This window comes from Micromonospora sp. RL09-050-HVF-A (genome assembly GCF_019374995.1).
Taxonomy (GTDB): domain Bacteria; phylum Actinomycetota; class Actinomycetes; order Mycobacteriales; family Micromonosporaceae; genus Micromonospora; species Micromonospora antibiotica.
Map to the genome: position 1 here is coordinate 1720194 of NZ_JAGKQP010000002.1, position 11359 is coordinate 1731552.

Annotated in this window: 11 protein-coding genes and 1 pseudogene; 5 read left to right on the forward strand and 7 right to left on the reverse strand. The window is 72.1% G+C overall.

Going from position 1 to position 11359, the window contains the following annotated elements; translation table 11 throughout:
• Positions 1 to 206: 206 nt before the first annotated feature.
• Genes J7462_RS07685 through J7462_RS07695 form a run of 3 tightly spaced genes read left to right on the forward strand, consistent with a single transcriptional unit; the run spans position 207 to position 2396 of the window.
• Entirely contained in the window at positions 207 to 1130 is a 924-nt protein-coding gene (locus J7462_RS07685) for a hypothetical protein (protein ID WP_219463034.1), read from the forward strand.
• The gene (locus J7462_RS07690) at positions 1106 to 1537 is read left to right on the forward strand and encodes a hypothetical protein (protein ID WP_219463036.1); all 432 of its coding nucleotides are present in this window, start codon (positions 1106 to 1108) and stop codon (positions 1535 to 1537) included. The genes J7462_RS07685 and J7462_RS07690 overlap by 25 nt, the downstream gene beginning before the upstream one ends.
• Before the next feature lie 49 nt (positions 1538 to 1586).
• On the forward strand, positions 1587 to 2396 hold the full coding sequence (locus J7462_RS07695) for an IclR family transcriptional regulator (RefSeq protein WP_208570012.1): 810 nt from the start codon (positions 1587 to 1589) through the stop codon (positions 2394 to 2396).
• A 21-nt stretch (positions 2397 to 2417) separates the two neighbouring features.
• Here the strand turns inward: J7462_RS07695 and J7462_RS33215 are convergent, their stop codons facing one another.
• The 3 genes from J7462_RS33215 to J7462_RS07710 all read right to left on the reverse strand — a co-directional run bounded on the left by J7462_RS33215 (position 2418) and on the right by J7462_RS07710 (position 4321).
• Entirely contained in the window at positions 2418 to 3173 is a 756-nt protein-coding gene (locus J7462_RS33215; RefSeq protein WP_219463038.1) for an IclR family transcriptional regulator, read from the reverse strand.
• Positions 3174 to 3431: 258 nt separating this feature from the next.
• Entirely contained in the window at positions 3432 to 3884 is a 453-nt protein-coding gene (locus J7462_RS07705; protein ID WP_308290805.1) for a nuclear transport factor 2 family protein, read from the reverse strand.
• Positions 3872 to 4321 (reverse strand): VOC family protein, encoded by a 450-nt coding sequence (locus tag J7462_RS07710; RefSeq protein WP_308290806.1) that lies wholly within the window; start codon positions 4319 to 4321, stop codon positions 3872 to 3874. The genes J7462_RS07705 and J7462_RS07710 overlap by 13 nt, the downstream gene beginning before the upstream one ends.
• 186 nt (positions 4322 to 4507) lie before the next feature.
• Between J7462_RS07710 and J7462_RS07715 the strand changes: the two genes are divergently transcribed.
• The gene (locus J7462_RS07715; protein WP_219463043.1) at positions 4508 to 5536 is read left to right on the forward strand and encodes an aldo/keto reductase; all 1029 of its coding nucleotides are present in this window, start codon (positions 4508 to 4510) and stop codon (positions 5534 to 5536) included.
• A gap of 312 nt (positions 5537 to 5848) precedes the next feature.
• On the opposite strand, the gene J7462_RS07720 is transcribed toward J7462_RS07715, so the two are convergent.
• From J7462_RS07720 to J7462_RS07730, 3 genes are all read right to left on the reverse strand, one after another.
• Complete coding sequence (locus J7462_RS07720; RefSeq protein WP_308290807.1) at positions 5849 to 7051, reverse strand: helix-turn-helix domain-containing protein; 1203 nt, start codon at positions 7049 to 7051, stop codon at positions 5849 to 5851.
• A 353-nt stretch (positions 7052 to 7404) separates the two neighbouring features.
• Entirely contained in the window at positions 7405 to 8616 is a 1212-nt protein-coding gene (locus J7462_RS07725) for a helix-turn-helix transcriptional regulator (RefSeq protein ID WP_091243678.1), read from the reverse strand.
• A 49-nt stretch (positions 8617 to 8665) separates the two neighbouring features.
• Complete coding sequence (locus J7462_RS07730; RefSeq protein ID WP_255597631.1) at positions 8666 to 8950, reverse strand: helix-turn-helix transcriptional regulator; 285 nt, start codon at positions 8948 to 8950, stop codon at positions 8666 to 8668.
• Between the two features lie 324 nt (positions 8951 to 9274).
• Here J7462_RS07730 and J7462_RS07735 point away from each other — a divergent pair, with 324 nt between their 5' ends.
• Positions 9275 to 10747, forward strand: coding sequence for an arabinofuranosidase catalytic domain-containing protein (locus tag J7462_RS07735; protein ID WP_219463046.1), 1473 nt, complete (start codon positions 9275 to 9277; stop codon positions 10745 to 10747).
• A gap of 75 nt (positions 10748 to 10822) precedes the next feature.
• Here the strand turns inward: J7462_RS07735 and J7462_RS07740 are convergent.
• A pseudogene (locus J7462_RS07740) lies at positions 10823 to 11308 on the reverse strand (LacI family transcriptional regulator); the annotation flags it as partial.
• Between the last annotated feature and the right edge of the window lie 51 nt (positions 11309 to 11359).

Below are 11359 nucleotides of genomic sequence, written 5' to 3' on the forward strand. Positions count from 1 at the left end.
TCCTGCGGTTGGGTCGGCCGGCCACATCCGAGCCGACGCGGCAGGTCGGGGCGCGCAGCCGATCCGGCGTGCCGGGCCCGTTCCGCGACGTCGCCGGATGCGGGGGCGATGTCGTTTGGTGTCAGGCCACGCTAGAGACCTGGCCCAGAGTATGTCAACATACGAGACGTCATCTTGAATGAAGTCACGCAGGCGGGAGGAACCGGATGGACGACGAGGTGCCGGCGACCCTGCGCCACGCCGCCGAACGGGCGGTCGACGAGGCCACCCTGCTCGACGCCCTGGCGGCGCTCACCGCGCAGCCGACCCCGTACGGCCGGGAACGGGCCACCGCGCACCGCGTCGCCGACTGGGCCGCCACCCGCTGGCCCGAGCTGTCCTGGCGGGTCGACCCGGTGCCGCGCACGGCGACCACGCCGGACAGCGCCAACCTGGTCGGCGGCTCCGACCTCGGCGACCGCCCCGAGTTGTTGATCTACTCGCACCTGGACACCTCGCTGACCGGTGCCACCGACTTCGACGCCCCGATCACCGGCCGACGGACCCCCGCCCCCGCGCTGGAGCTGTCCGGCCCGGCCCGCGAGGTGGTCAGCGGCTTCGGTCTCGGGGTGGCCCGGGCGGCCGCCGCCGCCGCCCTGGTCGGTTACGCCGCCGCCGCCGAGGCCTGCCGGGCCGCCGGCCGGCCGCACCGGCTGACCCTGCTGCTCGCCGCCACCGGCACCCACCGCGACGATCCCACCGCCGGGCCGGACGACGGGGTCGCGCCGGCCCCCACCGTCGGTGGGGTGCTCCACCACCTGGACGACCGGCCACTGCCGGCCGCCGCGATCGTGGCCAAGACCAGCCCGGGCATCCTCACCGCCGAGCCCGGGGCGATGTTCCTGCGGGTACGGCTGACCAGCGGGTTCCATCCCGCCCTGTTCCGGGACACCGCCACGCCCCCGGCGGGCTGCTCGTCCACCTGGGCGTGCTCGTCGAGGCGCTGGAGGAATTCCGGCAAGCACACCTGGCCCGTCGGGCCGACCCGGACGCACCGGTCGGCGCGGAGTTGGGCATCGGGGCGGTCCGGGCCGGCCAACCGGGCAAACCCGACCTGCTGCCCGGGGTGGTCGACATCCACCTCTACCTGACCACGGTGCCCGGCGACGACCCGCGGCAGATCACCGACGCGCTGCGGGCGACCCTGACCCGGCGGCTGCGCGACACTCCCCTCGCCGGCTGCGGGGTGACGGTGACCGGCCACCCGGCCCACCCGTCCGCCGCCACCGCAGCGGACGCACCGATCTGCCGGCACGCCGGGAAAGCCTGGCTCGCCGCGTTCGGCCGGCCGGCCCCACCGGTGCGCGGCTGGACCGGCTCGACCGACGGGGTGGTGCTGCGGCGACGGGGGGTGCCTACGGTACGGCTGGGGCCACCGGCGCTCCCGCCCGATCCGACCGATCCGCGACGGGAAAGGTACGCGGTGCCGGAACTGATGCGCTTCGCCCGGTTGTACGCCGACATCGCGCTACGCCACCAGCAGGCATCGACAGGCTGACGTGTCATATGCCATGATACTGTCTCACTCTGCGCACAAAGGAATCCAGATGGCGGACGATGCCCCTTCGCCGGTCAAGAGCGCTGATCCCAGCTCACCGGCGATCCAGACCGTGCAGCGCGCGGCGGTCATCCTCAACGCGTTCACGGCGGCACGTCCGCGCCTGAGCCTCAACGAACTCACCGCCAGCCTCGGCACCAGCAAGGCCACCGCGCACCGCTACACCAAGGCGCTGCGGGAGAGCAACCTGCTGCGCTACGACGAGCGGGAGGGACTCTACTCCCTCGGGCCGCAGATCCTGACCCTCTCCGCCGCCGCCCGCGCGGCGATGCCGGTCATCAGCATCGCCGGCCCGCGCATGCAGCAACTGGTCCGCGAGATCGACGAGACCGTCGTGCTCAGCGTCTGGGACGGCGACACCGCCGTGGTGGTCCGCGCCGACGACAACACCGACCGGGTCATCCGGGTCAGCGTGCGCACCGGCTCCCGGCTGTCGCGCACCGAGTCCGCCCAGGGCCGGGTGTTCTGCGCCTTCCTCCCCGAGGCCGACGTCCCGGGGCTGGCCGCCGAGATCGCCGCCTCCGCCGAGCTGCGCCGGGAGGTCGACAAGATCCGACGCACCGGCATCTCGGCCAACACGCCCTCGGCCAACGGGGTCCGCAGCATCGCCGCGCCGATCTTCCGGGGCAGCACCCTGATCGCCGCCATGGCCATCGTCGGCACCACCACCTCGGTGCCCGAGGGCACCGACAGCGCGCTCGCCATCGCCCTGCAACGCGTCGCCGCCCTGGTCACCGCCGAGCTGGGCAGTGGCGGCAACGGCCACCACCCCCCGGTCGGCAGCAACGGTCACCGCTGACGGGCGGGCAGACCCCGGGCGTCAGCTCGCGCCGAGAGCCTCGGACAACTCCCGCGCCACCAGCCGAACGCTGTCCGCCGCAGCCGCCTCCACCGCGCCGGACAGCGTCGTGCTGGTCCCCAGCACGGCCAGGGCAGCCACCACCTGGGTACGCTCGAACACCGGCGCGGCCAGCACGCGTACCCCGAAATCCTCCGGGGAGTTGGCGGCGAAACCGTCCCGGCGGACCTGCTCGACGACCGCCCGCAGCCCCGCCGACAGCCGCAACTGGCGGGCCACCGCAGGCGCCTCGGCGGCCGACAGGTAGGCACAGAACACCCGACCCTGCGCCGAGCGCAGCAGATCCAACGGCGAGCCGGTACGCACACTCAACCGCACGTCACCGCTGGTGTTGTCCATGCAGCGGACCACCGTCGGCACCTCGCCGTTCCACACGCTCAGCACCGAGGTCTGGTTGGTCAGCCGGGTGAGCCGGTCCAGGTACGGCTCGGCGGCGGTGACGATGGGCAGCGCCGCACGGGCGGCGGCCTCCATCGCCAGCACCTGCGGCCCGAGCGTGTAGGTGGCGGTGGCCACGTCGAAGCGCAGCAGGTTGGCCGCCCGCAGCGCGCGGGCGTACCGGTGCGCGGTGGCCCGGCTGATCGCCAGGTCGGCGGTCAACTCAGCCAGGCTGAGCCGGGGCCGCTCGACGGAGAACGCCTGGAGGATCGTGGCGGCCCGCTGCACCGTCTGGATCGCCGGCGCGTCACCGGCCGGCTCGTCGACTCCGCCCGTCACCACGTCACCCCGCACTCGCCGCCGTCCACCGAAAGGCGAACTCTACCGAGCACGGACCGCATCCGGCGACACGGACACCACACCACGCCGCCGACTTCTCCCCCGCAACCGGCGTCCCGCCCGACAACGGACAGGCCCGGCACGCGGCCGGTCCCGCACGGCGACGCGCGGTGTCCCGACAGATCTTGGAGGATCGTGGCCCCCGGAGGGGCCATCTGCCACCAAGATCGCCGCCCGGGGACGCGGCGCGGGGGCGGGTTACGCCGGGCCGCCCGCCCCCGAACCGGGGGCGGGCGGCGGTTCGGTGGCACCAGCGAGCTGACGGTGCACCTCGCCGCTGTCCCAGTAGTCGACCCGGTGGGCGATCAACCCGTCCGGGTCGACCCGGAACCGGAACACGCCGCGGATGCGCACCGGTGCCCGGCCGGCCGACGCCAGCCGGAACGACATCCGGTAGGCCACCGCCGCCCGGTCACCGTCGACGAGCAGCTCCTCCACCTCGTAGCGCAGGTCGACGAACTCAGCCAGGAAACCGTCGAGCCGGGCCCGGTAACGGACCCGGCCGACCACCGTCCGGCCGAGGGCGGCGGTGTGCTCGTTGACGAAGTCGGCGCTGACGCAGCCGGCGACGGCATCGGCGTCGTGGGCGTTCAACGCCGCCAGGTATCGCAGTACGGCGGCGCGGGTCGACGCTGCGGTCAGCTCCCCCACCGACGCCGCACGGTGTCGAAGACCTGCTGGTCGTGGGAGATCTCGATGACGTTGCCGTCGGGGTCCTTCAGCGCGCAGATGTAACCGACCGGCGGCGGCATCTGGCGGGGCTCCCAGTGCAGGCAGCCCAGCTCCCGGGCCCGCGCGGCGATCTCGTCGACGTCCGAGCGCTGCGGCACCTCGATGCCGATGTGCGCGAACGGGTGCAGCAGACCGAGCTGGCCGCCCTTGTCCTTGTTGAACGAGACGAGCACCAGCACGAACGGGGTGTCGGCCTGCTTGTCGTTGGAAAGCCAGACGCTCTCCCCGTCGGCGTCGGCGAACCGCTCCACGACCACCAGCGGGGTGAGCGCGGTGTAGAAGGAGATCGCCTTGTCGAGGTCGCCGGTGGGCAACGCCACGTGCGTCCATCGGGCTTGGGTCAGACCGGTCGCCACTGTTACCTCCACCGTACCGAAATGTCCATCACTATCGCGTCCACCAGCCTATTCACTGTTCGGCGGCAGGGTCGATGTGCCGGGGACACAAACCCGGCGCGCCGGGTTCGACGCGCCGGGACGGTGCCGCCTGCCGGCCGGCGTGCCAGCGTGGGGGCACACCGCGTACGGGAGGACGATCGGATCATGCAGTACCGCAGACTGGGTGGGACCGGGGTCGAGGTGAGCACCCTCTGCCTCGGCACGATGATGTTCGGTGCCTGGGGCAACCCCGACGAGCAGGAGTGCCACCGGATCGTCGCCGAGGCGCTCGACGCCGGGATCAACCTGGTCGACACCGCCGACGTCTACGCCCACGGTGAGTCCGAGGAGATCCTCGGCCGGGCGCTGCGTGGCCGGCGCGACGACGTGGTGCTGGCCACCAAGTTCCACGAGCCGATGGGGGACGACCGCAACCGGCGCGGCAACTCCCGCCGCTGGATCCGGCAGGCGGTGGAGGGCAGCCTGCGCCGGCTCGGCACCGACTGGATCGACCTCTACCAGGTGCACCGGCCCGATCCGCTCACCGACGTCGACGAGACCCTCGGCGCGCTGTCCGACCTGGTCCGGGAGGGCAAGGTCCGGATGATCGGCACCTCGGCGTTCCCGGCCGAGCAGATCGTCGAGGCGCAGTGGGTGGCCGAACGCCGGCAGCGGGAACGCTTCACCACCGAACAGCTCGGCTACTCGATCCTGACCCGGGGCGTCGAGGCCGCCGCCCTGCCCACCAGCGCCCGGTACCGGCTGGGCGTGCTGGTGTTCAGCCCGCTCAACGGCGGCTGGCTGACCGGCAAGTACCGGTCCACAGCCGTACCGGCGGACTCCCGCGCCGGGCGCAACGGCGACCACTTCGACTTCCGCGACGCCGCCGCCCGCGACCGCAAGCTCGCCCTGGTCGAGGAGCTGGCCACGCTCGCCGAGGAGAGCGGCCTGACGCTGATCGAGCTGGCGCTCGGCTTCGTGCTGAGCCACCCGGCGGTCACCAGCGCCATCATCGGGCCGCGCACCCTGGCCCAGCTGCGCAGCCAACTGCCCGCCGGGGAGCCGGCCGGGCTGCCGGCCGACGTGCTGGACCGGATCGACGCCCTGGTCCGGCCGGGCCACGACGTCAACCCGGCCGACGCCGGCTACCAGGTGCCGGCGTTGACCGACCCGAGCCTGCGCCGTCGTCCCTGACGTCGTCAGCGGCGGTCACCCCGACGCACGCCGGGAACCGTGCCACAAGGTCACGCTCGAACATGGTTGTAGTGGCTTCGCTACGCCCGGAGGCCACTACAACCAGGAAATAGCACGATCTTGCTTGGCCGGCGACGGCGCCGCAGAGCGGGCAGCGGTCGTCGGAGGCGGGGCGTGGGTCGTCGCGGGTAGCGGAGGCCGGGCGTGGGTCGCGGGTAGCGGGGGCCGGGTGCGGGTTGCGGAGGGCGTGGCGGGCCTGGAGAGTCAGGCGGTTGCGGATTTGGGCCAGGGACAGGAACGGGGCGGTCATGCTCAGGCCACCTCGAGGGCGGCGGCTAGCTGGATGATCGCGGCGGGGGCGTGCGGGTCGTGGACGAGTCGGGCGATCACCGCGCGGGCGGTGGGCCGGTGGCGTACCTCGCCGGGGGCGGTGCGCTCGGCGGCGAGCAGGGCGCGGCCGGCGTTGCCCGGGTCACCGGCGTGCAGGTAGGCGCGGGCGGCGTCGAGCAGGTGGGCGGCGCGGTGTTCGGCCGGTAGCCACCGCCAGGCATCGCGGGCGGTGGTCTTCTCGTGCCAGGCCACCGCCTCACCGGCATGACCGAGGTCGAGGGCGGTGGCGACCCGGGCCAGGTCCACCGCGACCGGCCCGAACGCGGTCCGGTGGTGGTCGTGGCCGTCGCCGACGAGGGCGGCCATCCCGGCGGCCTCGTCGAGCAGGTCGACCGTGGCGCGGTCGTCGCCGTCGCGGGCGGCGGCCAGCGCGGCCTGCACGACCAGGGTCCCGCACAGCGACAGCCCGGGGGCGGGCGCGCCGTCGAGGTCGGGCGGGGCGATCCGGTACGCGGCTGCCAGCGCCGTCGACCTGGCCGTGCGCGCCCGCCCCGACGCGCGTAACACCTGCGCCAGGGGCACGGTCGCGGCGGCCACCAGCACCACGTCACCGGTCGCGGTGGTCATGGCCCGGTCGGCAGCCAACCACGCCAGCTCCGTCTCACCCAGCTTGACCAGCAACGACGCGGTGAGCCGGTACGCCTGCACCAGCACCGACCGCCCCGCCACCGGATCATCCGCGTGGACACGCTGCGCGGCGGCCAACACGCCCGGGATCAACCCGACCACCTGCGGATACCGGGCGTGCTGGAACGTGACCCAGGCGTGGGTGACGTCCCGCGCCAGCCGATCCGCCGACAACACGCCGCCCCGTCCCGCCGGCCGGCCCACCGCGATGTCGTACGCCGACAACGCCTCCCGGACCCGCCCCACCCCCTCGACCTGACCGACTCCCCCGGCCGGCGGAACATCGCGACCAAGGAGAACGCTCGTGTCGATCCGCAACACGGTGGCGATCTCCTGAAGCGTCGACACCTTGTCCAGGGTCCGGACACCCCGCTCGACCTTGTCCACCCAACTCTTCGACTTGCCCAACCGGTCGGCGAACACTTGCTGCGACAGCCTGCGCCGCCCTCGCCAGTACGCCACCCGCCGACCGACCGGCAGCACCTCACTACCGTCCACGACGCCACCGCCGATCCGGCACCGCCCGGGTCGTCTCCTCCACCGGTATCCGCTCCGCCTCGGCCTGCACGAGCAGCCGCTGTCTTGCCGCCGCCCGCTCCGCCGCCTGGATCTGCTCACCCCGGCTTACGCCCCGATCACTGTCCACGCCACCCATCCGCGTCGTCCCCTTCGGAAGGGGCGCGGCGATGTGCTCGGGAGAACGTCACCACCGCGCCGGATCACGGGGGCATCGTTCGCCCCGTGCTGAGGGGGACGCGGCGACCAGGCGAAGTCGCACCGCCCGCCGCATCCCGTGCGGAAGACGCTACGTATGGTGACCATGGGGAACGGGTAGGGTCTCTACCCCCGGTTCACGGGACGAGGCCGACCTTCACCGCGAGGTCGCGGGCCTCGTCACGGGTGGACCGTGGACCGTCGAGCAGGTCCAGGGTGATCTGTCGGGCGTACCCGTTGAAGCGGATCGTCTCCGGAGCCGACTCGTACGCCTGCCGGAGCGTCGCCACGGCCGCCTCCTTGTCGCCCTTCCCGTGGTGCGCCCTTGCGACCTCGATCAGGTGCCGCGCCCGGCGCGGCCTCGACGGAATCGTCGCCGCCTCGTGGCGACGCGCCTGTCGGACCGCCTCGCCGAACTTCTGCAACTCCACGGCCACGGTCACCGCATGAGCGCCCATGACAACCCGGGAGAACGACGTCTGTGGCTGGTAGAAGCCCTGCGGCAGGCGTTGCGCGACCCGGTCCGCGCGATCCCAGTACCGCCACGCCCGGCCCTCCTCCCCCGCCCGGGCAGCGGTGTACGCGGCCTCGAAGTTCAGCGCTCCCCACAGGGCCAGCAGACCAGCGTCTCCCTCGGCCGCCCGGGATTCCAGAGCCGACAGCACGTCCAGTGTCACCGCCATCGCGGTGTCCCAATCGCCGGTGTCCCGGTGCACCTGCCCCAGGAACCACCCCGCTCGGGCGATCGCCTCGGGGTCGCCCGACTCCTGCGCCGCCACCATCGCCCGATCCGCAACCCGCCAGATCAACTCCGCGGCGGGCTGGTAGGCGAGGAACATCTGCACCACCCCGAGCGTCTCGGCCAACAGCGCCTGCGCCTGTCGCCGCTGCGCACCCTCGTAAACCAGGGCGGCGTGCCGCACATCCCGCAGCAGCGCGGGCAACAACGCACCCAGCACCGTCCGGTGATCCGACGCCTGATGACGCGCCCGCCACGCCGCCGCAAGCCGCTCACGCAGGCTGGACAAGGACTCGGCCGGAACGTCCGGGAAGACCGTGAAGCGGTTCACCGCGTCCCGCACCGATGCCAGCGCCGGATGCTCGGGGCCGTTGACCACCGCCGACCGGTTACCCAGCTCGCCTGCGAGGACGGCGACGTCGACCTTGAGGGCGCGCGCGATCCGGTCCAACATGTGGATGCGCGGCGGCAGGATGCGATCGGTCTCCACCGCCTTGACCCACTCGGCGCTCCGGCCGACCAGCCCACCGAGCACCGCGCGGGTCTTGCCGGAACGCTCCCGGTAGACCTTCAGCCGCTGCCCGAACGTCAACTCCGGCAAGAAATCCACCCCGACCTCCTCGTCAGTGCGGGATGCATCGCCGACCGACCGGCCGCCGTCACACCAACGCTACCGACCATCCCGCGACCGCATAACCCCTCGTCTCACTGCCCCGCATCAGCACCTGCTCGACGGCTATCCCGGGGGGGATCGCCAGCCCGAGGGTGCGGCTGCGTCCCTCCTTGAGCGCGCGGGCGCTGGCGTTCGGTCGGTAGTCCAGCTCGTCGATGACCGCCTGGATCCGCTGCCGGGTCCCCTCCGAGACGGTCCGCTTCCTGCTCAGGACGCAGAAGACGGTGCTGCAGGACACCCCCGCCCGGCGGGCGATCTCCCCGATGTTCATGCCGCGCCCTCGAATCGATTCTTGCCCCGAAACGGGCACGCACCCTCTTCCCTGTCGGCATATCCGTCCGGAACCCAAGCCCCGAGTCGGCATGTTCCCCGGCCAGCGGGGCGTCGACCGGGTCGGATGCGACGGCCCGCGCCCGGTAGCGCAACGCATGGACGGGCATTAATGTAATAGGTATGACGTGTGACGTCAGTCTGGGCCGGTAGCGAGGCTCGAACCACCGCCGCCCACGGCACCAACCGTGTCGAACTGGATCGGTCCGGCAACACAGGCTCAACCCGCCACCACCACGCTCCACCTCACCGCCGAGAGGATCCGATGAATGTGAAGGGACGACTGAGTCGTCTGCTCGCCGCGACGGGAACCCTGCTGGTTCTCGCTGTCGGCGCCAGCATCTACGTGGTCTCGGACGCGCCGGGTGTCGCCCGCGCCGCCGGCACGGGGCCGTGCGACATCTACGCCTCGGGTGGCACCCCGTGCGTGGCCGCGCACAGCACCACCCGGGCGCTGTACGGCGCGTACAACGGCCCGCTTTACCAGGTTCGCCGCTCGTCGGACAACACCACCCGCGACGTCGGCGTGCTGAGCGCGGGCGGCTACGCCGACGCCGCCGCGCAGGACACGTTCTGCACCAACACCAACTGCGTCATCACGATCATCTACGACCAGACCGGCCGCAACAACCGTCTCACCCAGGCCTTGGGTGGCGGCGTGCCGGGCCCCGGGCCTGGCGGGTCGGACAACCTTGCCGACGCGAAGGCGGCGCCGATCACGATCGGCGGCCAGAAGGCGTACGGCGTCTACATCCCTCCGGGCACCGGCTACCGCAACAACAACACCAACGGCATCGCGACCGGCGACCAGCCCGAGGGCATGTACGCCGTCCTCGACGGCACGCACTACAACAACGGGTGCTGCTTCGACTACGGCAACGCGCAGACGAACGCCATGGCCGACGACATCGGCATCATGGAGACCATCTACTTCGGCAACAACAAGGTGTGGGGCTACGGGGACGGCAACGGCCCCTGGATCATGATGGACATGGAGTGGGGACTCTTCTCCGGAGTGAACCCGCGATACAACCCCATGCCGCCCATCAACCACCGCTTCGTGACGGCCATCGTCAAGGGCGAACCGAACCACTGGGCGATCCGCGGCGGCAGCGCGCAGTCCGGCGGCCTGACGACCTACTTCGACGGACGCCGCCCCAACGGCTACCACCCGATGAAGAAGGAAGGCGCCATCCTGCTCGGCATCGGCGGCGACAACAGCAACACCGCCCGCGGCACCTTCTACGAGGGCGTGATGACCTCCGGCTACCCGACCGCGACGACCGAGGACGCGGTACAGGCCAACATCGCCGCCGCCGCGTACGCGCCGGCCGTTGGTAACCCGCCGCAGGGCGTCCAACTCGTCGGTGGCCAGTCCAACCGCTGCGTCGACGTGCCGAACGGCACCACCACCAACGGCACCCAGGTCCAACTCTGGGACTGCACCGGCAACACCGCCCAACGCTGGACCCACACCGCCGGCAAACAACTGCAGGTGCTGGGCAACAAGTGCCTCGACGCCAGCGGCCAGGGCACCACCAACGGCACCCAGGCCATCATCTGGGACTGCCACAGCGGCACCAACCAGCAATGGAACATCAACTCCAACGGCACCATCACCGGCGTCCAGTCCGGGCTCTGCCTCGACGCCAGCGGCGCCGGGACCGCCAACGGCACCAAGCTCCTCCTCTGGGCCTGCAACGGGCAACAGAACCAGCGCTGGTCCACCCGCAGCTGATCCGTACCACCACCCGACCGGCGGTGCCGGCACCGCGAGACTCGCGGTGCCGGCAGCGCCGGCGGTGCCGGCACCGGTCAGCGCGCGCTGCATTCCGGGCAGGGCGGCCTCGTTGATGGTGGCGATGGCCGTGACGTCGGGATGTGTCACGAGCAACTGTTCCACGCACGCCTCGCCGGAGGCCGTGTCGTCGCCGCGGCAGACCTCCACGCCGGTCAGCCCCCGTTCCACCGCCGCCGCCCGGAAACCGGCGAGCGCTCGATGGCTGGGCCCGTAACCCGCGGCGACCAACTCGGCGGAGCGGTTGACCAGGGCCACGTGCCGGTGCCCCAGATCGGCCAGGTGGTGCACGCAGCGGGCGATCAGCCCGGAATAGTCGATGTCGATCCAGCTCATGTCGTGCGGCTCGGCGATCCGCCCGATCGTGACGAACGGCAGACCGGTCTTGGTCAGGCGGGTCACCCGGTCGTCCTCCAAGCGGATCTCCATCAGGACCACACCGTCCACCCGGCGCCCGGTGACGATCCGCGGGAGTGTGGATCTAACATGACGCCCCCTCACCCCCCACGGGGAGAAGCGGCGGCGACCAGACTCGAATCCCGGGATCGACTC